Origin of the sequence: Oceanobacillus sp. FSL H7-0719, assembly GCF_045040795.1 — a bacterium.
GTDB lineage: Bacteria > Bacillota > Bacilli > Bacillales > Amphibacillaceae > Oceanobacillus.
In genome coordinates this window covers 2,909,817-2,932,855 of record NZ_CP150301.1, presented here as the reverse complement: position 1 = coordinate 2,932,855, position 23,039 = coordinate 2,909,817, and the positions used below count along the sequence as shown (strand labels likewise).

The 23,039-nt window shown below is 40.4% G+C and carries 27 protein-coding genes and 1 other annotated feature; all 27 genes read right to left on the bottom strand.

All coding sequences use genetic code 11. From position 1 onward, the window contains the following. Positions 1-24: 24 nt before the first annotated feature. On the bottom strand, positions 25-423 hold the full coding sequence (gene rpsH / locus NST93_RS14945) for a 30S ribosomal protein S8 (protein WP_405098376.1): 399 nt from the start codon (positions 421-423) through the stop codon (positions 25-27). A gap of 29 nt (positions 424-452) precedes the next feature. Then, the gene (gene rpsN, locus NST93_RS14940; protein WP_206269980.1) at positions 453-638 is read right to left on the bottom strand and encodes a 30S ribosomal protein S14; all 186 of its coding nucleotides are present in this window, start codon (positions 636-638) and stop codon (positions 453-455) included. A gap of 25 nt (positions 639-663) precedes the next feature. Continuing rightward, positions 664-1,203: a 50S ribosomal protein L5 gene (gene rplE / locus NST93_RS14935; RefSeq protein WP_405098374.1), complete on the bottom strand. Its 540-nt coding sequence runs from the start codon at positions 1,201-1,203 to the stop codon at positions 664-666. Positions 1,204-1,228: 25 nt separating this feature from the next. Further along, positions 1,229-1,540 carry a 50S ribosomal protein L24 gene (rplX, locus tag NST93_RS14930; RefSeq protein WP_405098372.1) on the bottom strand — a complete coding sequence of 104 codons (312 nt, stop codon included), beginning with the start codon at positions 1,538-1,540 and terminating at the stop codon, positions 1,229-1,231. Positions 1,541-1,573: 33 nt separating this feature from the next. Further along, entirely contained in the window at positions 1,574-1,942 is a 369-nt protein-coding gene (rplN, locus tag NST93_RS14925; protein WP_405098370.1) for a 50S ribosomal protein L14, read from the bottom strand. Between the two features lie 43 nt (positions 1,943-1,985). Continuing rightward, on the bottom strand, positions 1,986-2,249 hold the full coding sequence (rpsQ, locus tag NST93_RS14920) for a 30S ribosomal protein S17 (RefSeq protein ID WP_405098368.1): 264 nt from the start codon (positions 2,247-2,249) through the stop codon (positions 1,986-1,988). A gap of 25 nt (positions 2,250-2,274) precedes the next feature. After that, positions 2,275-2,475 carry a 50S ribosomal protein L29 gene (gene rpmC, locus NST93_RS14915; RefSeq protein ID WP_405098367.1) on the bottom strand — a complete coding sequence of 67 codons (201 nt, stop codon included), beginning with the start codon at positions 2,473-2,475 and terminating at the stop codon, positions 2,275-2,277. Next, complete coding sequence (gene rplP, locus NST93_RS14910; protein WP_405098365.1) at positions 2,465-2,899, bottom strand: 50S ribosomal protein L16; 435 nt, start codon at positions 2,897-2,899, stop codon at positions 2,465-2,467. The genes rpmC and rplP overlap by 11 nt, the downstream gene beginning before the upstream one ends. A 17-nt stretch (positions 2,900-2,916) precedes the next feature. Continuing rightward, the gene (rpsC, locus tag NST93_RS14905; RefSeq protein WP_405098363.1) at positions 2,917-3,558 is read right to left on the bottom strand and encodes a 30S ribosomal protein S3; all 642 of its coding nucleotides are present in this window, start codon (positions 3,556-3,558) and stop codon (positions 2,917-2,919) included. A 3-nt stretch (positions 3,559-3,561) separates the two neighbouring features. Further along, on the bottom strand, positions 3,562-3,903 hold the full coding sequence (gene rplV / locus NST93_RS14900) for a 50S ribosomal protein L22 (protein ID WP_405098361.1): 342 nt from the start codon (positions 3,901-3,903) through the stop codon (positions 3,562-3,564). Between the two features lie 20 nt (positions 3,904-3,923). Continuing rightward, entirely contained in the window at positions 3,924-4,202 is a 279-nt protein-coding gene (gene rpsS / locus NST93_RS14895) for a 30S ribosomal protein S19 (protein WP_405098359.1), read from the bottom strand. Positions 4,203-4,265: 63 nt separating this feature from the next. Beyond that, on the bottom strand, positions 4,266-5,096 hold the full coding sequence (rplB, locus tag NST93_RS14890) for a 50S ribosomal protein L2 (protein ID WP_405098357.1): 831 nt from the start codon (positions 5,094-5,096) through the stop codon (positions 4,266-4,268). A gap of 30 nt (positions 5,097-5,126) precedes the next feature. Then, a complete protein-coding gene (gene rplW, locus NST93_RS14885) occupies positions 5,127-5,414 on the bottom strand; it encodes a 50S ribosomal protein L23 (protein WP_405098355.1) in 288 nt (95 codons plus the stop codon). Further along, on the bottom strand, positions 5,414-6,037 hold the full coding sequence (gene rplD, locus NST93_RS14880) for a 50S ribosomal protein L4 (protein WP_405098353.1): 624 nt from the start codon (positions 6,035-6,037) through the stop codon (positions 5,414-5,416). The genes rplW and rplD overlap by 1 nt, the downstream gene beginning before the upstream one ends. Positions 6,038-6,062: 25 nt before the next feature. Further along, positions 6,063-6,695, bottom strand: coding sequence for a 50S ribosomal protein L3 (gene rplC / locus NST93_RS14875; protein WP_405098351.1), 633 nt, complete (start codon positions 6,693-6,695; stop codon positions 6,063-6,065). A gap of 30 nt (positions 6,696-6,725) precedes the next feature. After that, positions 6,726-7,034, bottom strand: a complete 309-nt coding sequence (gene rpsJ / locus NST93_RS14870; RefSeq protein WP_405098349.1) for a 30S ribosomal protein S10 — start codon at positions 7,032-7,034, stop codon at positions 6,726-6,728. A 554-nt stretch (positions 7,035-7,588) separates the two neighbouring features. Next, on the bottom strand, positions 7,589-8,779 hold the full coding sequence (tuf, locus tag NST93_RS14865; protein WP_405098347.1) for an elongation factor Tu: 1,191 nt from the start codon (positions 8,777-8,779) through the stop codon (positions 7,589-7,591). 127 nt (positions 8,780-8,906) lie between these two features. After that, the gene (fusA, locus tag NST93_RS14860) at positions 8,907-10,985 is read right to left on the bottom strand and encodes an elongation factor G (RefSeq protein ID WP_405098345.1); all 2,079 of its coding nucleotides are present in this window, start codon (positions 10,983-10,985) and stop codon (positions 8,907-8,909) included. A 126-nt stretch (positions 10,986-11,111) separates the two neighbouring features. Next, entirely contained in the window at positions 11,112-11,582 is a 471-nt protein-coding gene (rpsG, locus tag NST93_RS14855) for a 30S ribosomal protein S7 (RefSeq protein WP_405098343.1), read from the bottom strand. A gap of 41 nt (positions 11,583-11,623) precedes the next feature. Next, complete coding sequence (gene rpsL, locus NST93_RS14850; RefSeq protein WP_405098341.1) at positions 11,624-12,040, bottom strand: 30S ribosomal protein S12; 417 nt, start codon at positions 12,038-12,040, stop codon at positions 11,624-11,626. Between the two features lie 143 nt (positions 12,041-12,183). After that, positions 12,184-12,435: a ribosomal L7Ae/L30e/S12e/Gadd45 family protein gene (locus NST93_RS14845; protein ID WP_405098339.1), complete on the bottom strand. Its 252-nt coding sequence runs from the start codon at positions 12,433-12,435 to the stop codon at positions 12,184-12,186. A 282-nt stretch (positions 12,436-12,717) separates the two neighbouring features. Then, positions 12,718-16,323: a DNA-directed RNA polymerase subunit beta' gene (gene rpoC / locus NST93_RS14840; RefSeq protein WP_405098337.1), complete on the bottom strand. Its 3,606-nt coding sequence runs from the start codon at positions 16,321-16,323 to the stop codon at positions 12,718-12,720. A gap of 86 nt (positions 16,324-16,409) precedes the next feature. Then, entirely contained in the window at positions 16,410-19,946 is a 3,537-nt protein-coding gene (rpoB, locus tag NST93_RS14835) for a DNA-directed RNA polymerase subunit beta (protein WP_405098335.1), read from the bottom strand. 423 nt (positions 19,947-20,369) lie between these two features. Continuing rightward, positions 20,370-20,972, bottom strand: coding sequence for a class I SAM-dependent methyltransferase (locus NST93_RS14830; RefSeq protein WP_405098333.1), 603 nt, complete (start codon positions 20,970-20,972; stop codon positions 20,370-20,372). A gap of 130 nt (positions 20,973-21,102) precedes the next feature. Beyond that, positions 21,103-21,465 carry a 50S ribosomal protein L7/L12 gene (gene rplL / locus NST93_RS14825; RefSeq protein WP_405098331.1) on the bottom strand — a complete coding sequence of 121 codons (363 nt, stop codon included), beginning with the start codon at positions 21,463-21,465 and terminating at the stop codon, positions 21,103-21,105. Positions 21,466-21,519: 54 nt separating this feature from the next. Further along, positions 21,520-22,023 carry a 50S ribosomal protein L10 gene (rplJ, locus tag NST93_RS14820; RefSeq protein WP_405098329.1) on the bottom strand — a complete coding sequence of 168 codons (504 nt, stop codon included), beginning with the start codon at positions 22,021-22,023 and terminating at the stop codon, positions 21,520-21,522. A 118-nt stretch (positions 22,024-22,141) separates the two neighbouring features. Further along, positions 22,142-22,290 (bottom strand) — a sequence feature (ribosomal protein L10 leader region). 38 nt (positions 22,291-22,328) lie between these two features. After that, complete coding sequence (gene rplA, locus NST93_RS14815; RefSeq protein ID WP_405098327.1) at positions 22,329-23,024, bottom strand: 50S ribosomal protein L1; 696 nt, start codon at positions 23,022-23,024, stop codon at positions 22,329-22,331. Between the last annotated feature and the right edge of the window lie 15 nt (positions 23,025-23,039).

Below are 23,039 nucleotides of genomic sequence, written 5' to 3'. Positions count from 1 at the left end.
GCACCTCCTCGGGTTTAAAAAATATTACCAAACATACGCTAGTACTTCGCCACCAACAGCTTGGTTGCGTGCTTCTTTATCTGAAAGCACACCTTTTGATGTAGAAACGATAGCAATTCCTAAGCCGTTCAGTACACGTGGTACTTCGTCTGCTTTCGCGTAAACGCGCAGGCCAGGTTTACTGATTCGTTTGATACCTGTAATTACTCGTTCTTCATTTACACCGTACTTAAGGAAAATACGCAGAACACCTTGTTTGTTGTCTTCGATAAATTCATAATCCTTAACGAATCCTTCACGCTTAAGGATATCAGCGATTTCTTTTTTCATCTTTGAAGCAGGAAGTTCCAGCTTTTCATGTTTTACAGTATTTGCGTTACGAATACGAGTCAGCATATCTGCGATTGGATCTGTCATAACCATTATTCATTACCTCCTTCCCAAATCGGGGTTTACCAGCTTGCTTTTTTGACACCAGGAATTTGACCTTTATAGGCAAGTTCTCGGAAACAAATACGGCAAAGTTTAAATTTACGAATTACAGAATGTGGACGACCACAACGTTCACAACGAGTATATTCTTGTACTTTATACTTTTGTTTGCGTTGTTGCTTTGCAATCATTGATTTTTTAGCCACAAATTTCCCTCCTTATTTCTCAGGACTATTTTTGGAAAGGCATGCCTAGTTGAGCTAAAAGTTCACGAGCTTCTTCGTCTGTGTTAGCAGTTGTAACAATAACGATGTCTAACCCACGTACTTTATTTACCTTATCGTAATTGATCTCTGGGAAAATTAATTGTTCTTTAACTCCTAATGTATAGTTACCTCGACCATCAAAAGCCTTCTTTGAGATCCCACGGAAGTCACGTACACGTGGCAGTGATACAGAAACTAGCTTTTGAAGGAACTCATACATACGTTCACCGCGAAGCGTTACTTTGGCACCGATTGGCATACCTTCACGCAGACGGAAACCAGCGATTGATTTCTTTGCACGAGTGATTAGTGGTTTCTGACCAGAAATTAAAGTTAATTCCTCAACAGCATTGTCCAATGCTTTAGAGTTTTGTACTGCATCACCAACACCCATGTTGATAACAATCTTTTCAACTTTAGGTACTTGCATTACAGATTTATATTCAAATTTATTCATTAAAGATGGAGTAACTTCATCTTTATATCTTAGTTTTAATTCATTCATCATGGCGCCCTCCTTTCACCTAAACTTATTTATCTAACGCTTCACCGGATTTTTTAGCGATTCGGACTTTCTTGCCGTCACGAACTTCATAACCAACTCTTGTTGGTTCACCGGATTTAGGGTCAATTGGCAATACGTTGGACACGTGAATTGCAGCTTCTTGATTTAAAATTCCGCCTTGTGGGTTTTCTTGAGAAGGCTTCGCGTGCTTTTGAACCATATTGACTCCTTCAACAAGGACACGGTCTTTCTTCGGGTACGCTTCTAAAACTGTACCTGTTTTACCACGGTCTTTACCGGATAATACTTTAACTTTATCACCTTTTTTTACATGCATGCTTGACGCACCTCCTCGGGTAAAAAGATTCACTTATAATACTTCTGGAGCTAGAGATACGATTTTCATGAATTTAGCATCACGTAACTCACGTGCGACTGGTCCAAAGATACGAGTACCTCTTGGGCTTTGGTCATCACGAATAATTACAGCAGCATTTTCATCAAAACGAATATACGATCCATCTTTACGACGTGCACCAGATTTCGAGCGAACGATGACAGCTTTAACAACTTCACCTTTTTTGACAACGCCACCTGGTGTTGCTTTTTTCACTGAGCAAACAACTACGTCACCGATATTAGCAGTCTTACGTCCAGAACCACCTAATACTTTGATCGTTAATAGTTCACGAGCACCAGAGTTATCTGCAACTTTTAAACGACTTTCTTGTTGAATCATAACACTGTTACCTCCCTTCGGATCTGTTCCGAATCAACTTTAATTATATAATTACCGCTTCTTCTGTGATTTCGACTAGGCGAAAACGTTTTGTAGCTGAAAGCGGACGAGTTTCCATGATGCGTACGATATCACCAGTTTTTGCTTGGTTATTCTCATCATGTGCCTTAAATTTCTTAGAATATTTAACACGTTTACCGTATAATTTATGGAACTTGTATGTTTCAACTAAAACAGTAATTGTTTTGTCCATTTTGTCAGATACGACGCGACCTGTATATACTTTACGATTATTACGTTCAGACATATTGAGGCTAACCTCCTCTCTTCAATCAGTTATTTACGCTTAGTTCACGTTGACGAACAACGGTTTTCATACGAGCAATTGCTTTACGAACTTCACGAATGCGTGCAGTGTTTTCCAACTGACCTGTTGCAAGCTGGAAACGTAAATTAAACAATTCTTCTTTTAATGATTTTACTTTTTCTTCAATTTCGGCAGTGGTTAGTTCTCTGATTTCTTTAGCCTTCATTGATTTCACCACCAATTTCTTCACGTTTTACGAATTTAGTTTTAATCGGCAATTTATGAGCAGCAAGTCTTAATGCTTCACGAGCAACTTCTTCTTCTACCCCTGCGATTTCAAACATAATCTTTCCAGGTTTTACAACTGCTACCCAGCCTTCTGGAGCACCTTTACCTGAACCCATACGAACTTCTAATGGTTTTGCAGTATAAGGCTTATCTGGGAATATTTTAATCCAAACTTTACCGCCACGCTTCATGAAACGAGTCATTGCAATACGGGCAGCTTCGATTTGGCGACTAGTGATCCAAGAAGCTTCTACAGCTTGCAGACCGTAATCTCCGAAAGCAACGGTTGTACCGCCTTTCGCTTGACCTCTCATTTTACCACGGTGTTGTCTACGATATTTTACACGTTTAGGCATTAACATAGAAAGTGCCCCCTTCCTTATTTTTCTTTTTTAGTTGGAAGGACTTCCCCACGATAGATCCACACTTTAACGCCAAGTTTACCATAAGTAGTATCAGCTTCAGCTGTACCATAGTCAATATCAGCACGTAATGTGTGTAGTGGAACTGTTCCTTCACTGTAGTGTTCTGCACGAGCGATGTCAGCACCAGCTAGACGTCCAGAAACTTGAGTTTTAATTCCTTTTGCTCCTCCACGCATAGCACGTTGAATTGCTTGCTTTTGAGCACGACGGAATGAAATACGGTTTTCTAACTGGCGAGCAATGCTGTCAGCAACCAATTTTGCGTTAACATCAACCTTTTTGATTTCAACAATGTTAATATGAACTCTTTTACCAGTTAATTTATTTAAAGCTTTACGTAATGCTTCAACTTCAGAACCGCCTTTACCAATTACCATACCTGGTTTACCAGTATGAATAGTAATGTTTACGCGATTTGCTGCACGTTCAATTTCGATAGAGGAAACAGCAGCAATCTTTAAGCGGTTTTCAAGATATTCTCTGATTTTAATATCTTCATGTAGTAAGTCTGCATAGTCTTTACCTGCGTACCATCTTGACTCCCAGTCCTTAATGATCCCTACGCGAAGACCTGTTGGATTCACTTTTTGACCCACTAACTATCCCTCCTTCTTTTCAGTTACCACAACTGTAATGTGGCTTGTGCGTTTGTTAATTTTACTAGCGCGTCCTTGTGCACGTGGACGGAAACGTTTCAATGTAGCACCTTCGTTAACGTATGCTTCAGAAATCACTAGATTATCTGTATCCATTTCGTAGTTATGCTCTGCGTTTGCGATAGCAGATTTCAATACTTTCTCTACAACTGGAGAAGCACCACGTTGAGTGTGGTTAAGTATTGCGATTGCTTCTGCAACGTCTTTTCCTCGAATCAAATCAACGACTAAACGTACCTTGCGAGGAGCAATACGAACCGATTTTGCAATAGCTTTAGCTTGCATCTTTAGTGCCTCCTCTCATTTTAGCGTTTTGTTTTCTTATCGTCGCCAGAATGTCCTCTAAACGTACGAGTTGGCGCGAATTCACCTAATTTATGTCCAACCATATCTTCTGTTACATAGACTGGAACATGTTTACGTCCATCATATACTGCGATTGTATGACCTACAAAAGATGGGAAAATTGTAGAACGGCGTGACCAAGTTTTGATAACCTGTTTTTTATCGTCTTCGTTTAATTTGTCAACTTTTGATAATAAATGGTCATCTGCGAAAGGTCCTTTTTTCAAACTACGACCCATGGATAAACCTCCTTCCAGAGTTCAAGAGACGGGTTTGTTCGTTTCCCGCCCTGTGGTAATTTTTTATTTTTTACGACTGCGAACGATATATTTATCAGACGGTTTGTTGCGCTTGCGAGTCTTGTAGCCAAGTGTCGGTTTGCCCCAAGGTGACATTGGTGATTTACGTCCGATTGGTGCACGTCCTTCACCACCACCGTGTGGGTGATCATTCGGGTTCATAACAGATCCACGAACAGTTGGGCGCTTGCCTATCCAGCGTGAGCGACCAGCTTTACCAACACGAACAAGTTCATGTTCAATGTTTCCTACTTGGCCAACTGTTGCACGGCAGCTTGTTAAGATTAAACGAACTTCTCCTGAAGCTAAACGAACTAGTGTGTACTTTCCTTCACGTCCTAGAATTTGTGCTTCTGCACCAGCAGAACGAGCTAATTGACCACCGCGTCCTGGTTTTAATTCTATGTTATGAATGATTGTACCTACTGGAATGTTAGCAAGTGGAAGAGCGTTACCTGGTTTGATGTCAGCTTCAACACCTGATTCAATTTCTTGTCCTACTTTAATTCCTTTAGGAGCTAAAATATAACGTTTTTCTCCATCAGCATAATGGATTAAAGCAATATTTGCTGTACGGTTCGGATCATATTCAATTGTAGCAACGCGTCCTGGTATACCATCTTTATCGCGTTTGAAATCGATAATACGGTATTGACGCTTATGACCGCCGCCGTGATGACGAACTGTTAATCTACCTTGGTTATTACGGCCGCCACGTTTTGATAGTGGAGCTAACAAGGATTTTTCTGGAGTATCCGTAGTAATCTCTGCAAAGTCAAGTACAGACATATTACGTCTACCATTTGAAGTTGGTTTGAACTTCTTAATCGCCATCTTTTTTCCCTCCTTCTCTATTAGTTATTTTTAGCCTTCAAAGAAGTCTAGTTCTTTACTGTCTTCTGAAAGCTGTACGATAGCTTTTTTACGATCTGCGCGGTATCCGCCGTATCGTCCCATTCTTTTGAATTTACCTTTTAGGTTAAAAGTGTTAACTTTTTCAACTTTAACACCAAAAATTAATTCAACAGCATCTTTAATTTCTGTTTTATTAGCCTTAGGGTTCACTTCGAAAGTATATTTCTTCTCTGCCATTAAATCAGCACTGTTCTCTGTAATGACAGGGCGCTTTATAATATCACGTGCTTCCTTCATTATGCAAGCACCTCCCCTGCTTTTTCGACCGCTTCCTTAGAAATAATAAGCTTGTCATACGATAGCAAGTCTAATACATTCAATTCTTCTACAGCTAAAACTTTAACTGATTGAAGGTTGTTTGCTGACTTAGCTACTGTTGCATCTTTATCAGCAGTTACGATCAATGCTTTGTCTTCTACCTTTAATCCTTCAAGTAAATTAATGATTTCTTTTGTTTTTGGAACATCTAATCCTAGTGTTTCCAAAACAAAGATACCTTCTTCTTTCACTTTGGAAGATAATGCAGATTTAAGCGCTAAACGACGAACTTTCTTCGGCAATTTGTAGCTGTAGCTGCGTGGTGTTGGTCCGAATACTACTCCGCCGCCAACCCATTGTGGTGAACGGATAGACCCTTGACGTGCACGACCTGTTCCTTTTTGACGCCATGGTTTACGACCACCGCCGCGAACTTCAGAACGATTTTTAACAGCATGTGTGCCTTGACGAGTAGATGCGCGTTGCATCACTACAGCTTCATGCAATACATGTGTGTTTGGCTCAATACCAAATACCGCTTCGTTTAGTTCGATTTCTCCTGCGTTACTTCCATCTTGTTTGTAAAGTGCTACTTTAGGCATGACAAATCCTCCCTTCTTTTAATGATTAATTACCTTTTAATGCACTTGTGATTTTCACATAAGATTTCTTTGAACCTGGAACATTACCTTTAACTAGAAGCAGATTCTTTTCAGCATCAACACTTACTACCTCAAGGTTTTGGATAGTTACTACTTCGCTACCCATTTGTCCTGGTAACTTTTTGCCTTTAAATACACGCGCTGGGTCAGCTGCCATAGCCATTGCTCCTGAGCGTCTGTGGAAATGAGAACCATGGCTCATCGGTCCACGTGCTTGGTTGTGGCGCTTGATTGAACCTTGGAAACCTTTCCCTTTAGAAGTTCCAGTTACATCAATTTTGTCTCCAGCTTGGAAAACATCAACACTAATTTCTTGGCCTACTTCATACTCGCCAACATTAGCGTTACGGATTTCACGAACGTAGCGCTTAGGGCTAGTGCTCGCTTTTTCAGCATGACCTTTTTCCGCTTTGTTTGTTCGTGACTCTTTCTTGTCAGCAAAACCTAATTGGATTGCTTCATAACCGTCATTTTCTAACGTTCTTTTCTGTAATACGACGTTCGGCTCAGCTTGAATAACTGTTACAGGTACTAACTCACCATTTTCAGAGAATAGCTGAGTCATGCCGATTTTACGTCCTAAGATTCCTTTCGTCATCCGTTACACCTCCTATAATAAACCTATATTTTATAATTTAATTTCAATGTCTACACCAGACGGCAGATCAAGTCTCATCAACGAGTCTACTGTTTTTGGCGTTGGGTTCACAATATCGATTAGACGCTTATGAGTGCGCATTTCGAATTGCTCACGTGAATCCTTGTATTTATGCACCGCACGCAATACTGTATAAACATTCTTTTCAGTTGGTAACGGAATAGGTCCAGACACGTTTGCTCCTGAACGCTTTGCAGTTTCAACAATTTTTTCAGCAGACTGATCTAAAACGCGGTGATCATATGCTTTTAAACGGATTCTAATTTTTTCTTTTGCCATTATTTTCCCTCCTTCGCCCATATCATTATAGACATTCTCCGTGAAAATTCCTCGACACAGCGCCATGGCAAAGCGGCCGGGTGTGCCAACAACCTTTCACATCATCGCCTTTTTCGACCAACATTAATAGTATATAGAAAAAAGCTGGTCTTTGCAACCTTTTTTATTATTTCTCATTCGATTGCACATCTACATATTATACGCATGTTTCTCTTGAATTGCAAGGGGTTTTCTATATTTTTTAGTCTAATATCAAACAAAATTGTCTTATTGCTTTTCTAAGGACTGAACTCTTCTTTTTAGGCTCAAATAAATAGATTCTTAAACGTACAATTTGGGTATTAACTTTGCCGGCTGTTCTTCACCTAAAGTCGGCTGCTCGTTCAAGCTAACTTCTATTCTTCTCTGCCCGATATGCTGAAAGTGTGTATCTTGTTAAGCCGATGTCGGAGCTGCACTTATCTACTCTCTTTCGGCATCGTCTGGTTAATATTTTATAAGACTAAAAAAGCAGGTAGCTAATGTCAGCTACCTGCTTTGTTTTATTAGGTTAATTACTTAGTGATTGTAGAAACAACACCAGAACCTACTGTACGTCCACCTTCACGAATTGAAAAACGAGTTCCTTCTTCAATAGCGATTGGTGAGATTAAATCTACAGCCATTTCAACGTTGTCTCCAGGCATTACCATTTCTACGCCAGCTGGAAGTTCAATTACTCCAGTTACGTCAGTTGTACGGAAGTAGAACTGAGGACGGTAGTTAGCGAAGAATGGAGTATGACGTCCACCTTCTTCTTTTGATAATACGTAAACTTCAGCTTTGAAAGTTGTATGTGGAGTAATCGTACCAGGCTTAGCTAGCACTTGTCCACGGCTAATATCTTCACGAGCTACCCCACGAAGAAGAGCACCGATGTTATCTCCTGCTTCTGCATAGTCAAGAAGCTTACGGAACATTTCAACACCTGTAACAGTTGTTTTTCCAGGAGCTTCGTTAAGACCGATGATTTCAACTTCATCTCCAACCTTAACTTCTCCACGTTCAACACGTCCAGTTGCAACTGTACCACGACCAGTGATTGAGAATACGTCCTCAACTGGCATCATGAAAGGTTTTTCTTTGTCGCGTTCTGGAGTTGGAACGTATTCGTCAACTGCAGCCATAAGTTCAACGATTTTTTCTTCGTATTCTGCAACACCTTCAAGAGCTTTAAGTGCAGAACCAGCGATAACTGGTACATCATCACCAGGGAAATCGTATTCTGTTAATAGATCACGAACTTCCATTTCTACTAATTCAAGAAGTTCTTCGTCATCCACCATATCCACTTTGTTTAGGAACACTACGAATGCAGGTACCCCAACGTTACGTGAAAGTAGGATGTGCTCACGAGTTTGTGGCATTGGGCCATCAGCAGCAGATACTACTAGAATAGCTCCGTCCATTTGTGCAGCACCAGTAATCATGTTTTTAACATAGTCCGCGTGTCCTGGGCAGTCCACGTGTGCATAGTGACGAGTAGCAGTTTCATACTCTACGTGAGAAGTAGCAATTGTAATACCACGTTCTCTTTCTTCAGGTGCGTTGTCGATTTGGTCGTAACCTCTTGCGTCTCCGTCACCGTTTACTTTTGCCATTACAGTTGTAATTGCAGCTGTTAAAGTAGTTTTACCATGGTCAACGTGTCCAAGAGTACCAACGTTAACGTGCTCTTTGGAGCGGTCGAATTTTTCTTTACCCATTTATAGTTCCTCCTTTAAATAAATAAACGTTTTTAAATTATAATATATACTTAACTAAGGAATAACAAAGTTCTCTTATTTCTTAGTCCTCACTAAATGTTATACGTTAGTTCGAGAAAAAAATCAATTATTCTCCAGCATTTTTCTGAATAATTTCTTCAGAGATGCTCTTAGGCACTTCTTCGTAATGATCAAATGTCATTGTGTAAGTACCGCGGCCTTGTGTGTTTGAACGTAATGCTGTTGCATAGCCAAACATCTCAGATAGAGGTACAAACCCTTTAACGAGTTGTGCATTTCCACGAGCTTCCATACCTTCGATACGTCCACGACGTGAAGTTACGTCACCCATGATATCTCCCATATATTCTTCTGGGATAACAATTTCAACGCGCATCATTGGCTCAAGAAGAACTGGATTACACTTGTTCTTCGCTGCTTTTAATGCCATTGAAGCTGCAATCTTAAATGCCATCTCGTTTGAGTCAACATCGTGATAGCTACCATCATATAGTGTTGCTTTAATATCGATTAATGGATATCCAGCTAATACACCATTATCAAGTGCATCTTCAATACCGTGCTCAACTGATGGAATGTATTCACGAGGAACAACCCCACCAACGATAGCGTTCGTAAATTCAAAGCCAGCTCCATCTTCGTTAGGTTCGAACTTAACCCAAACGTGTCCGTATTGTCCACGTCCACCAGATTGACGTACGAATTTACCTTCAACTTCTGCAGCTTGACGGAATGTTTCACGGTAAGCAACCTGTGGTGCTCCAACATTCGCTTCTACTTTAAATTCACGTTTCAGACGGTCAACGATAATGTCAAGGTGAAGCTCACCCATACCAGAGATAATCGTTTGGCCTGTTTCAGTGTTTGTTTCAGTTTTGAAAGTTGGATCTTCTTCAGCTAGTTTAGCTAAAGCAGTACCCATCTTATCTTGGTCAGCTTTTGTTTTTGGTTCAATAGCAACTGAGATAACTGGTTCAGGGAATTCCATTGATTCTAAGATAACTAAGTTCTTTTCATCACATAATGTATCCCCAGTAGAAGTATCCTTCAAACCAACTGCTGCTGCAATTTCACCAGCATATGCAATAGAGATCTCTTCACGGGAGTTAGCATGCATTTGCAGGATACGTCCCACACGCTCACGCTTATCCTTAACAGAGTTCTTAACATATGAACCTGATTCTAATTTACCTGAGTAAACACGGAAGAAAGTAAGTTTTCCAACGAACGGATCTGTCATTACTTTAAATGCTAATGCTGAGAATGGCGCATCATCATCTGATTCACGTGTTACTTTTTCTTCTGATCCTGGAATAATACCTTCGATTGCTGCAACGTCTGTTGGAGCTGGAAGGTAATCAATTACACCATCAAGAAGTAATTGTACACCTTTGTTCTTGAACGCAGAACCACAGAATACAGGGTAGAATTCTACAGCTAAAGTTGCTTTACGAATTGCTGTTTTTAATTCTTCTTCAGTGATTTCCTCACCTTCAAGATATTTCATCATTAAATCTTCATCAGTTTCTGCAACTGCTTCAATTAATTCAGCGCGCAGTTCTTCTGCTTGATCTTGTAATTCAGCTGGAATATCTCGTGCTTCATCTACAGTTCCTAGGTCATCTGTATAGAAGTGAGCTTCCATTTTGATCAAGTCGATAATTCCGTTAAACTGATCCTCTGCACCAATCGGCATTTGTACTGGATGCGCATTTGCTCCCAAACGGTCTCTTAGAGTGTTTGTAGCATAAAGGAAGTCTGCACCAGTTTTATCCATTTTGTTGATGAATACAGCTCTTGGTACACCGTAAGTTGTCGCTTGACGCCATACAGTTTCAGTTTGTGGTTCAACTCCAGATTGTGCATCCAGAACTGTAACCGCACCATCAAGTACTCTTAGAGAACGCTCAACTTCTACTGTGAAGTCTACGTGCCCTGGTGTATCGATGATGTTAATTCGATGGTTTTTCCATTGAGCTGTAGTAGCAGCAGATGTGATTGTGATACCACGTTCCTGCTCTTGCTCCATCCAGTCCATTTGTGAAGCACCTTCGTGCGTTTCACCAATCTTATGAATACGTCCTGTATAGAAAAGAATACGCTCCGTAGTAGTGGTTTTACCTGCATCAATATGCGCCATAATCCCAATATTACGCGTCTTTTCCAAGGAGAACTCTCTAGCCATGTATTCTTCTCCTTCCTCTTAAGAGCTATAATTAGTTTTGCAGTTAAGAAAGTATAAATACTTCCTTACTGCATAAGTGCAACTAGGCGATTCGCCAAGAATTTGTGAATGCCAGGTTTTCTAATCTTACCAGCGGTAGTGAGCGAATGCTTTGTTCGCTTCTGCCATTTTATGCATTTCTTCACGGCGCTTAACTGAAGCACCTGTGTTGTTAGATGCATCGATAATTTCATTAGCAAGTCTATCTTCCATTGTTTTCTCTCCACGAAGACGAGAGTAGTTAACAAGGTAGCGTAAACCTAATGCTTGACGACGTTCAGGGCGAACTTCAACCGGTACTTGGTAGTTAGAACCTCCAACACGGCGTGCACGCACTTCAAGTACAGGCATAACATTCTTCATTGCTTGTTCGAATACTTCCATTGGATCTTGTCCAGTGCGTTCTCCGATTAATGTGAATGCTTTATAAAGTATTTTTTGCGCTATACCTCTTTTACCATCGACCATGATTTGGTTGATTAAGCGAGTCACTAGTTTAGAATTATAAAGTGGATCTGGCAAGACATCGCGCTTAGGTACTGGTCCTTTACGTGGCATATGTCCTCCTCCTTTCTCATATCTCAATTAATTAAATTAGCTTATTTTGCTTTTGGTTTCTTTGCACCGTATTTAGAACGGCCTTGCATACGTCCTTCTACACCTGCAGTGTCAAGTGCACCACGAACGATGTGATAACGTACCCCAGGAAGGTCTTTAACACGACCACCGCGAAGTAGCACTACACTGTGCTCTTGTAGGTTGTGTCCAATTCCAGGGATATATGCAGTAACTTCCATGTTATTAGATAAACGAACACGCGCATATTTACGTAGAGCAGAGTTCGGTTTCTTAGGAGTTAATGTACCAACACGAGTACATACACCACGTTTTTGTGGAGAGTTTTGGTTTGTAAGCTGCTTCTTGAAGCTGTTATACCCCTTGTTAAGAGCAGGTGAGTCAGACTTCTTCGGCTTGCTTACGCGTCCTTTACGAATTAATTGATTAATTGTAGGCATTTAGTTATCCTCCCTTCTTAAAATAAGTTCAAGTCATTAGTTGTAATCAGCCTATTTACTAGCTAAATGTAATGCCACACATCCAGGTGGTTCATAAAAAGGTAAAAAAGAATGCTTCAGTATATCGTCATATACTAAAACGTCTATTTTTTCACGGCTATGATTGAAGCACCGACTTCAACGCCAGCGGCTTTACCTAGCTTTCTCTTTGAATCCACTTGCTGGCAAGGTATACCTAGCTCTTCGGCTAAATCAGCAACCTTTTGCGTTATATGCTTTTCAGCATCAGCAGCAATAAAAATTTCACTCACTTCGCCATTAATCATGGCTTTAAGTGTTTGCTTCGTTCCAATAACTATACGATTCTTTAATTGAGTCACTTTTTCATAAGACATCTTTCATCCTCCAAAGTAACAATTATAATCGGAAGCACCTTGAATATAGTAACATTCTCGTTTTTTAATGTCAATATTTTTATTGTTAATTTTTCGGTGCTCCCGGATTATTTTTAAATTGTTATACTCCAAACTTATCGTACATTTTGCGCCCAGCAACTATCGGATGTTTTTAAAAGCTGTTTTTAAGGCAACTCTCTCTTTATTCGTCTGAGTTTCTTTCAACTCATCGCGAAGTTTTCCGGTTTGTAAATTGCTAAACGGGCGCTTCTGCTTTTGTAATTATTGAACGGATTCTGTTTCTTCCACTTGTTCAGCCTCAGGCTGATCTAATGCAGATTCGATTGTGCGGTATTGCTGCATTCCCGTACCTGCTGGAACAAGCTTCCCAATAATAACGTTCTCCTTCAGTCCAAGAAGGTCGTCGCGTTTTCCTTTAATCGCAGCATCTGTAAGAACTCTTGTTGTTTCTTGGAAGGATGCTGCCGACAAGAAGGAATCTGTTTCGAGTGATGCCTTCGTGATACCTAATAGAACTGGTCTGCCGATTGCCGGGTTGCCTCCTTTTAAGAGGACTGGCTGGTTTATTTCCTTGAATTGATGCAGTTCAAGCAATGATCCTGGCAGTGCGTCCGTATCTCCCGCTTCAACTACACGGATTTTACGAAGCATTTGTCGTACCATTACTTCCACGTGTTTGTCACCAATTTCCACTCCTTGCATACGGTAAACGCGTTGTACTTCGCGAAGCAAGTAATCTTGTACGCCCTCAACACCTTTTACGCGCAGGAGGTCTTTCGGATCAACCGAACCTTCTGTAAGTTCCTGACCAGTTTCCACTTGATCATCGACAGCAACTTTCATTCTAGCGTTATATGGGACAGCATATGTGCGCTGTTCCACTTGACCTTGAATGATAATTTCATGTTTATCTTTTGACTCTTTAATTTCCTTAACCGTTCCAGCGATTTCAGTAATTACCGCTTGCCCTTTTGGATTACGCGCTTCGAATAACTCTTGAATACGCGGTAAACCTTGAGTAATATCGTCTCCAGCAACTCCACCTGTATGGAATGTACGCATCGTTAACTGTGTACCTGGCTCACCAATTGATTGGGCAGCGATAATACCAACCGCTTCTCCAACTTCAACATCTGACCCAGTTGCAAGATTTCGGCCATAACATTTTTGACAAACGCCATGTTTTGTATTACAAGTAAAGGCTGTTCGTATCGTTACTTCCTCGATACCTGCGTTTATAATTTCCTTCGCCTGATCTTCATTAATCATTTCATTATGCTTCACGATAAGCTCGTTTGTTTCCGGATGCTTCACATCATCAAACGCTGTTCGGCCGATAAGTCGGTCGATGAGTGGTTCGATGACTTCCGTTCCATCCACAAGAGCCGAAACCGGTAAACCACGGTCTGTTCCACAGTCTTCTTCGCGAATGATAACATCCTGCGCAACGTCAACAAGACGTCTTGTAAGATATCCTGAGTCAGCTGTCTTAAGCGCCGTATCCGCAAGTCCTTTACGCGCTCCGTGTGTAGAAATAAAGTACTCAAGTACGGTTAGACCTTCACGGAAGCTCGACTTAATCGGCAGTTCGATAATTTTACCGGATGGGTCAGCCATAAGCCCACGCATACCAGCTAACTGAGTGAAGTTAGAGGCATTACCACGCGCTCCTGAATCACTCATCATATAGATTGGGTTGCGATCACTTAAGGATTGCATCAATTTTTCCTGAATCGTGTCTTTAGCTTGTGTCCAGATTGCAATTACTCGATCGTAACGCTCTTCTTCTGTCACTAGACCACGACGGAATTGTTTTAGAACCTTATCTACTCTCTCTTGCGCTTCATCTAAGATTTTCTCTTTACCTGGAAGCACGACAATGTCAGAAATACCAACTGTCATACCTGCCTTAGTGGAATACTTGAACCCTAAGTCTTTCATACGGTCAAGCATCTTAGAAGTTTCAATAATCTTAAAGCGTTTAAACACCTCTGCGATAATATCGCCAAGGAAACCTTTCTTAAACGGCTTAACGATTTCACTGTTTTTAATGAGTTCCTTCACATCTGTTCCCGCATCAACAAAATAGTGTGCTGGTGTTTCTTTCTCCAGATTGTTCTTTGTTGGTTCGTTCATATATGGGAATGAGTCTGGAAGAATCTCATTAAAGATTAATTTCCCTACTGTAGTAACTAATAATTTACTGTTTTGTTCTTCAGTAAAGGTCTTATTATTTAAACTGCCTGCTTGCACAGCAATTCTTGTATGCAAATGAACGTTCCCATTCTGATAAGAGATCATCGCTTCATTTGAGTCTTTAAAGATGCTGCCTTCTCCAATTGCATCTTCACGCTCTAATGTTAGATAGTAGTTTCCTAAAACCATATCCTGTGAAGGAGTAACTACTGGTTTTCCGTCTTTAGGGTTTAGGATATTCTGTGCTGCTAACATGAGTATACGTGCTTCTGCTTGCGCTTCTGCAGATAAAGGAACGTGTACAGCCATTTGGTCACCGTCAAAGTCAGCGTTATACGCTGTACATACAAGTGGATGCAAATGAATTGCACGACCATCAACAAGTGTTGGTTCGAATGCCTGAATCCCTAATCTGTGAAGTGTTGGTGCACGGTTTAAAAGCACTGGATGTTCTTTAATGACATCCTCGAGTACATCCCATACATCTGGGTGAACGCGTTCAATTTTGCGTTTTGCTGATTTAATATTATGCGCAAGACCGCGATCGACAAGTTCCTTCATGATGAATGGTTTAAATAATTCAAGAGCCATTTCTCTCGGAAGTCCACATTGGTACATCTTCAGGTTTGGTCCTACTACAATTACAGAACGCCCTGAGTAGTCAACACGTTTCCCAAGTAAGTTTTGACGGAAACGTCCTTGTTTCCCTTTCAACATATGAGAAAGAGATTTTAACGGTCTGTTTCCTGGTCCAGTAACCGGACGGCCGCGACGACCGTTATCAATCAATGCATCTACCGCTTCTTGAAGCATGCGTTTTTCATTTTGCACGATAATACTTGGTGCACCTAAGTCTAATAATCTTTTTAGACGATTGTTTCTGTTAATTACACGGCGGTACAAATCATTCAGATCAGATGTAGCAAAACGTCCACCATCTAACTGTACCATCGGACGGATTTCTGGCGGAATTACCGGCAGAACGTCTAATACCATCCAACTTGTTTCGTTTCCGGAGTTACGGAATGCTTCCATTACCTCTAAACGTTTAATTGCACGTGTTCTGCGTTGTCCTTGCGCTGTCTTCAATTCTTCACGCAATGAAGCCACTTCTTTGTCAAGATCAATATCTTGAAGAAGTTTGCGTATTGCTTCAGCACCCATTTCAGCTTTAAAGGATTTTCCGTATTTATCATAGTAAGTACGGTATTCCTTTTCAGATAAAAGCTGCTTCTTCTCAAGTGGTGTATTGCCTGAATCTGTAACAATATAAGCCGCGAAGTAGATAACCTCTTCTAACGCACGTGGTGACATGTCTAGCACAAGACCCATACGACTTGGAATTCCTTTGAAATACCAAATATGTGATACAGGTGCAGCTAGTTCAATATGACCCATTCTTTCACGGCGCACTTTTGCTTTTGTTACTTCCACACCACAGCGATCACAAACTACGCCCTTGTAGCGGACACGTTTGTATTTTCCACAGTGACATTCCCAGTCTTTTTGTGGCCCGAAGATTCTTTCACAAAATAGACCGTCTTTTTCTGGCTTAAGGGTACGATAGTTGATTGTTTCAGGTTTTTTCACTTCACCATAAGACCATGAACGGATTTTCTCAGGAGAAGCTAAACCTATTTTCATATATTCAAACGTATTTACATCTAGCAAGGGGCAATCCTCCCTTATTTAATGTGCTGTAATGCTATTGCAGAAGGAGAACTGACTGAGCCCATTATCAGTTCTCCATTAATGATTTAATTTTCTTCTATATCCAAATTAAGTTTTGAAGCTGCTTGAATTTCATCTTCTTCTAATTCACGCATATCTATTTCATCCTCTTGGCTATTAAGCATTTTCACGTCTAAACCAAGACTTTGCAATTCCTTAATTAATACCTTGAAGGATTCTGGAACTCCTGGTTCAGGTACGTTATGGCCTTTAACAATGGATTCATATGTTTTCACACGTCCAACTGTATCATCCGACTTAACAGTCAGGATTTCTTGAAGTGTGTAAGCAGCACCGTACGCTTCAAGTGCCCATACTTCCATCTCTCCAAAACGCTGTCCGCCAAATTGTGCTTTACCGCCAAGTGGCTGTTGTGTTACAAGTGAATACGGTCCAGTAGAACGAGCATGAAGTTTGTCATCAACCATATGCGCCAGTTTAATCATATACATGACTCCAACAGATACGCGGTTATCAAAGGCTTCACCAGTTCTTCCGTCATACAGAATTGTTTTCGCATCCCTCGCCATGCCAGCTTCTTCTAATGTTTCATAAACATCTTCCTCAGTTGCTCCATCAAATACTGGTGAGGCAACGTGGATGCCAAGAAGTCTTGCAGCCATACCAAGATGCAATTCAAATACCTGACCGATATTCATACGAGAAGGAACACCTAACGGATTAAGCATAATGTCAATCGGTGTACCGTCTGGCATAAATGGCATATCTTCTTCAGGAAGAATTTTTGAAATAACACCCTTATTTCCGTGTCTTCCGGCCATTTTATCCCCTTCATGAATTTTACGCTTTTGTACGATATATACGCGAACAAGCTGATTCACACCAGGCGATAGTTCATCGCCATCTTCACGATTAAATATGCGGACATCAAGAATGATTCCTCCGCCACCATGTGGAACACGCAGTGATGTATCCCTTACTTCCCGAGCCTTTTCACCGAAGATAGCATGCAGCAAGCGCTCTTCAGCAGATAATTCAGTAACTCCTTTTGGTGTTACCTTACCTACAAGGATATCACCGTCAGTAACTTCAGCACCAACACGGACAATTCCTTGTTCATCTAGGTTCTTCAGTGCTTCTTCCCCAACGTTCGGGATATCTCTCGTAATTTCTTCAGGTCCAAGCTTGGTGTCACGAGCTTCTAATTCAAATTCTTCGATATGAATAGAAGTGTAAACATCATCTTTTACAAGGCGCTCACTCATAATGATCGCATCCTCGTAGTTATAGCCTTCCCAAGTCATAAAGCCAACTAATACGTTACGGCCAAGTGCGAGTTCTCCCATTTCCATAGATGGTCCATCAGCGAGAACCTCACCTTTCGTAACACGGTCGCCTTCTGCAATGATAGGGCGTTGGTTATAACATGTACCTTGGTTGGAGCGTTGGAATTTTTGAAGTTTATAATAATCTGTGTCTCCTTCAACTTCCTTGCCGTCAACCTCAGAAATACGGCGGACAACAATTTCTTTTGCCTCCACACGTTCAACAATACCTTCATGACGGCAAATAACTGCCGCTCCTGAATCTTTACCGTTTATATATTCCATACCTGTACCAACAATTGGCGACTCTGGAACCATTAACGGAACAGCTTGACGCTGCATGTTCGCACCCATTAGCGCACGGTTAGAGTCATCATTTTCCAAGAATGGTATACAAGCTGTCGCAGCAGAGACTACCTGCTTCGGTGAAACGTCCATATAGTCAACTTTATCACGTGAAACAATAATATTGTCCTCACGGAAACGAGCAACTACCTCTTCATCGATAAAGTTATTGTTTTCATCTAATAAAGCATTCGCTTGTGCGACAATATAGTTATCTTGTTCATCCGCTGTCAAGTAATCAATTTTATTAGTGACTTGACCGGTTTCCGGATCTACGCGACGATAAGGTGATTCAATAAAACCAAATTTATTTACTTTTGCATAACTGGATAACGTGTTAATCAGCCCGATATTCGGTCCTTCTGGTGTTTCAATCGGACACATCCGGCCATAGTGTGAGTAGTGAACATCTCGCACTTCAAATCCCGCACGTTCACGAGTTAAACCACCAGGTCCTAGTGCTGATAAACGACGTTTATGTGTAAGTTCACTAAGCGGGTTCGACTGATCCATGAACTGTGACAGCTGTGAACTTCCAAAGAACTCTTTTATCGATGCAATTACTGGTCTTATGTTAATCAATTGCTGCGGTGTTACGCTGGAAGTGTCTTGAATCGACATTCTTTCACGAACAACACGTTCCATACGAGATAACCCGATACGGAATTGATTTTGCAAGAGTTCTCCGACAGAACGAAGACGGCGATTTCCTAAATGATCGATATCATCTACGTCCCCAACACTGTGTAACAGATTGAAGAAGTAGCTGATTGAAGCGAGAATATCAGCAGGAGTAATGTTCTTAATATCCGTTGATACTCCGCCATTTCCAATAATCGTCAACTCGCGTTCGCCTTCTGGATCTGTTGGATCAATAATTTTAATAGACTGTAAAGCAATATCTTCTTCTAATACACCATCATGCGGTGTAATTGTCTTTTCACCAAGTTTTTCTTCCTCGCGTTCAAGGTAAGGAATAAGCTTGTCTAAAAGTTTACGCTCAAGTCGTTCGCCCTTTTCAGCTAGTACTTCGCCAGTTTCAGGGTCTGCGATTGTTTCAGCTAAAACTTGATTAAATAGACGGTTTTTAATGTTAAGCTTTTTATTCATTTTATAACGGCCGACATGCGCTAAATCATAACGTTTCGGATCAAAGAATCTTGAAACCAATAGATTTTTTGCATTTTCTACTGTTGGTGGTTCACCTGGACGTAGACGTTCATAGATTTCAAGCAATGCCTTTTCCGTTGTTTCTGTATTATCTTTTTCAAGGGTGTTTCTTAAATATTCATTATCGCCGATAAGGTCGATAATCTCTTGATCTGTACCAAAGCCAAGACTACGTAACAGTACTGTAATCGGTAACTTACGTGTACGGTCAATACGAACGTATGCAACATCTTTTGCATCTGTCTCGAACTCAAGCCATGCACCACGATTCGGAATTACCGTAGCAGCTACACCGCGTTTACCATTCTTATCGAACTTATCATTAAAGTAAACACTCGGGGAACGTACAAGCTGTGAAACAATAACACGCTCAGCCCCATTAATAATAAATGTACCTATGTCCGTCATCAATGGGAAATCTCCCATGAAAACTTCCTGTTCCTTCACTTCACCAGTCTCGTTATTCAACAAGCGAACCTTTACGCGAAGTGGAGCATTGTAAGTTACGTCTCTTTCCTTTGATTCATCTACAGGATAGTTAGGCTCAGCCAAGCTATAATCTACAAACTCCAAAGAAAGGTTTCCTGTGAAGTCCTCAATAGGAGAAATATCCTTGAACATTTCCCTTAAGCCTTCTTCCAAGAACCATTCATAAGAAGCGGTTTGGATTTCGATTAGATTTGGCAGCTCTAAAACTTCGCTGATTCTTGCATAGCTTCTGCGCTGGCGGTGCCGCCCATATTGAACTAGTTGTCCTGTCAACTGCTTCACCCCTTAGATCTTATGTTTTCGTAGATTCATTATCTACTGAAAATGAATTTCATATATAAAAACGAGCATTGGATTTTATCCAAATTTCGTTTTGAACATATAATTTCCCGCTAAAGAACGTATACATTTAATCTTTAGTCTCTATTACTAGCAGAACGTTATACAGATATATTTCATTAAAAACCAAAAAGCATTCCTGTCGCTTTATGTTCATAAAAATAAAATACAATTGTACAAGCCGATTAAATTTTGGTAAACTAAATAGAGAAAGTTGCATAATGCCTAAAAATACACTTCTTCCATTCTCTCCGACCACTCATAAAATATACATTTTTATATTTTTTAGTAGTTCTAACTTGACATAATCGTCCCATTCTTAGCATTATAACATGTTACCATAAGCGTGTTCTCAGGTCAAACATTTATTGCTTTTAGAATGTAATACCCTTTTTCCTTTGTGACCACTTCAACATTGCCGAATAATTCTTCAATTTTTTTCTTCGCAGATGGAGCACCCTGTTTTTTCTGAATAACTACCCATAACTCACCATTCTCAACTAACGCTTCTTTTGCATCCTCAAACATACCATGCACAACTTGCTTGCCCGCTCGAATTGGTGGATTAGTAATTACAGCAGCGAAACGGCGTCCCTCAAGTTTTGAAAAACGATCGCTCTTCACGATTTCGACATTGGAAAGCGCGTTTTCTTTCGCATTCTTCACAGCTAATGTTGTCGCTCGCTCATTCACATCAGCTAACACAACGTGGCGTCCTGTAAAACTTCCCGCTAAAGTAATGCCGATCGGCCCATATCCGCAGCCAAGGTCTAAAAAATCACCAGAAGCAGCCGGCTCTTCAAAGGCTTCGATTAATACTCGGGAGCCAAAGTCAACTTGATTCTTCGAGAAAACATTTGTATCGCTCGTGAATGTATATATATTATTTCTTAATTGATATTTCCATGTTTTTGGTGAACTTTTTGTTTGGGGCTTTTGTGAAAAGTAATGCTCAGACATTTGGGCACCTACTTTGTAATGTATTGATTATAATCTTTAGAAGAATCAAAGAGCCAAAAGACTCTTCGATTTGATGAACAAGAGCCCGCCGTATAACGACGAGCTCCTTATTTACATAAATAAAACTAAATTATTTAACTTCTACTGATGCGCCAGCTTCTTCAAGTTTAGCTTTTACTTCTTCAGCTTCTTCTTTAGCTACGCCTTCTTTAATTGGTTTTGGTGCTTCGTCAACAAGACCTTTAGCGTCTTTAAGTCCAAGACCTGTGATTTCACGAACCGCTTTAACAACTTTGATTTTAGAGTCGCCAGCAGATGTAAGAACAACATCAAATTCAGTTTGTTCTTCAGCAGCACCTGCAGCAGCGCCACCTGCAACTGCAACTGGAGCAGCAGCTGTTACGCCAAACTCTTCCTCAATAGCTTTTACTAAGTCGTTTAATTCTAAAACTGACATTTCTTTAATTGCGCCAATCATTTCTTCTTTAGTCATGATTTAATTCCTCCTGATTTAAATATAATTTATTAAATTACCCGAACGCATAAATTATGCGCCTTGTTCTTCATCCTTTTGGTCTGCAACAGATTTAACTGCATAAGCAAGGTTGCGGATAGGTGCTTGAAGCACGCTAAGCAACATAGATACCATACCTTCGTAGTTTGGCAGGTCAGCAAGCTCTTTGATTTGATCTAAAGTAGCTACTTCCCCTTCGATAACGCCACCTTTAATTTCAAGTGCTTCGTGTTCCTTAGCAAAATTATTAATAATTCTTGCAGGAGCTACGACGTCATCTTTACTGAAAGCAATAGCAGTTGGACCAACTAAAACATCATTAAGATCATTTAGTTCTACAGCTTCAATCGCACGGCGAGTCATTGTGTTTTTGTAAACATGAAACTCTATACCTTCATCACGTAATTCTTTACGTAATTGCGTTACCTCAGCAACATCAAGTCCACGATAGTCAACAACAACCGTTGTTTGACTTTCTTTAAATTTCTCAGTAATCTCTTCTACTTTTTGTTTCTTTAGTTCCAATACGTTAGACATTGTTCCACCTCCTAATTACTTGTATCATACCGTTCGAATAGCGTTTATGCCCTTCTTCATGTCCGCTCTTCTTTAAACAGCGCGCTCGAAACAATTGGATAAACCTGTTTTTCACACGAACCGCATAAAGAAAAGCTCCCATATAGACATGAGAGCTTTATATCACAAATATCGAATTAGATTCGATTCATCTGTTTACAAAACACCTCGGCGGGGTATTAAGCGACTTAACGCACCAGCTGTCTACGGTATAACATATTCATTTTTAACATTGTAATTATAACAAATGACTTTGTTTAAGTCAATTATTTTTTGTAATTAGAAACATCAAGTTTAATTCCAGGCCCCATTGTTGAAGCGATAGAAACGTTCTTGATGTATGTTCCTTTAGCAGATTGTGGTTTCACCTTAACAATTTGTTCAATAATTGCGTCTAGGTTCTCAGCAAGTTTATTGTTTTCGAATGAAACTTTACCAAATGGAACATGAACGTTGGATTGCTTGTCTACACGATATTCAACTTTACCAGCTTTAATATCATTAATAGCTTTTTCCACTTCAAATGTTACAGTTCCTGTTTTAGGGTTTGGCATTAGGCCTCTTGGTCCGAGTACTCTTCCAAGCTTACCTACCTCAGCCATCATGTCAGGTGTAGCTACGATAACATCAAATTCAAACCAACCACCGTTGATCTTTTCGATATATTCGCCTTCACCTACATAATCTGCTCCAGCAGCTTCAGCTTCTTTTGCTTTTTCACCTTTAGCGAAAACTAGAACACGTTGTGTTTTACCAGTACCATGCGGAAGCACCATTGCTCCACGAATTTGCTGGTCTGCTTTCTTAGGGTCAACTCCCAAACGGAATGCCACTTCTGCTGTTTCGTCAAAGCTTGCTTTTGATACTTCTTTTAGAAGTGAAATTGCTTCTTCAATTTCATAAGCTTTTGCGCGATCAATTAGCTTTGCAGCCTCTTGATACTTTTTACCTCTTTTTACCATTATATTTCCTCCTCT

What these genes read in the sequence shown, in the direction of transcription:
- rpmC (WP_405098367.1), bottom strand. Translation starts at nt 2,475, where the DNA reads ATGAAGGCTAAAGAAATCAGAGAACTAACCACTGCCGAAATTGAAGAA.
- rplJ (WP_405098329.1), bottom strand. Translation starts at nt 22,023, where the DNA reads ATGTCTAACGTATTGGAACTAAAGAAACAAAAAGTAGAAGAGATTACT.
- rplV (WP_405098361.1), bottom strand. Translation starts at nt 3,903, where the DNA reads ATGCAAGCTAAAGCTATTGCAAAATCGGTTCGTATTGCTCCTCGCAAG.
- rpsH (WP_405098376.1), bottom strand. Translation starts at nt 423, where the DNA reads ATGGTTATGACAGATCCAATCGCAGATATGCTGACTCGTATTCGTAAC.
- rpsJ (WP_405098349.1), bottom strand. Translation starts at nt 7,034, where the DNA reads ATGGCAAAAGAAAAAATTAGAATCCGTTTAAAAGCATATGATCACCGC.
- rpsL (WP_405098341.1), bottom strand. Translation starts at nt 12,040, where the DNA reads ATGCCTACAATTAATCAATTAATTCGTAAAGGACGCGTAAGCAAGCCG.
- NST93_RS14830 (WP_405098333.1), bottom strand. Translation starts at nt 20,972, where the DNA reads ATGTCTGAGCATTACTTTTCACAAAAGCCCCAAACAAAAAGTTCACCA.
- rplN (WP_405098370.1), bottom strand. Translation starts at nt 1,942, where the DNA reads ATGATTCAACAAGAAAGTCGTTTAAAAGTTGCAGATAACTCTGGTGCT.
- rplX (WP_405098372.1), bottom strand. Translation starts at nt 1,540, where the DNA reads ATGCATGTAAAAAAAGGTGATAAAGTTAAAGTATTATCCGGTAAAGAC.
- rplA (WP_405098327.1), bottom strand. Translation starts at nt 23,024, where the DNA reads ATGGTAAAAAGAGGTAAAAAGTATCAAGAGGCTGCAAAGCTAATTGAT.
- fusA (WP_405098345.1), bottom strand. Translation starts at nt 10,985, where the DNA reads ATGGCTAGAGAGTTCTCCTTGGAAAAGACGCGTAATATTGGGATTATG.
- NST93_RS14845 (WP_405098339.1), bottom strand. Translation starts at nt 12,435, where the DNA reads ATGTCTTATGAAAAAGTGACTCAATTAAAGAATCGTATAGTTATTGGA.
- rplE (WP_405098374.1), bottom strand. Translation starts at nt 1,203, where the DNA reads ATGAATGAATTAAAACTAAGATATAAAGATGAAGTTACTCCATCTTTA.
- rplD (WP_405098353.1), bottom strand. Translation starts at nt 6,037, where the DNA reads ATGCCTAAAGTAGCACTTTACAAACAAGATGGAAGTAACGCAGGAGAA.
- rpsQ (WP_405098368.1), bottom strand. Translation starts at nt 2,249, where the DNA reads ATGTCTGAACGTAATAATCGTAAAGTATATACAGGTCGCGTCGTATCT.
- tuf (WP_405098347.1), bottom strand. Translation starts at nt 8,779, where the DNA reads ATGGGTAAAGAAAAATTCGACCGCTCCAAAGAGCACGTTAACGTTGGT.
- rplC (WP_405098351.1), bottom strand. Translation starts at nt 6,695, where the DNA reads ATGACGAAAGGAATCTTAGGACGTAAAATCGGCATGACTCAGCTATTC.
- rplW (WP_405098355.1), bottom strand. Translation starts at nt 5,414, where the DNA reads ATGAAGGAAGCACGTGATATTATAAAGCGCCCTGTCATTACAGAGAAC.
- rplP (WP_405098365.1), bottom strand. Translation starts at nt 2,899, where the DNA reads ATGTTAATGCCTAAACGTGTAAAATATCGTAGACAACACCGTGGTAAA.
- rpsS (WP_405098359.1), bottom strand. Translation starts at nt 4,202, where the DNA reads ATGGGTCGTAGTTTGAAAAAAGGACCTTTCGCAGATGACCATTTATTA.
- rplB (WP_405098357.1), bottom strand. Translation starts at nt 5,096, where the DNA reads ATGGCGATTAAGAAGTTCAAACCAACTTCAAATGGTAGACGTAATATG.
- rplL (WP_405098331.1), bottom strand. Translation starts at nt 21,465, where the DNA reads ATGACTAAAGAAGAAATGATTGGCGCAATTAAAGAAATGTCAGTTTTA.
- rpsG (WP_405098343.1), bottom strand. Translation starts at nt 11,582, where the DNA reads ATGCCACGTAAAGGACCAGTACCTAAGCGCGATGTCTTGCCAGATCCA.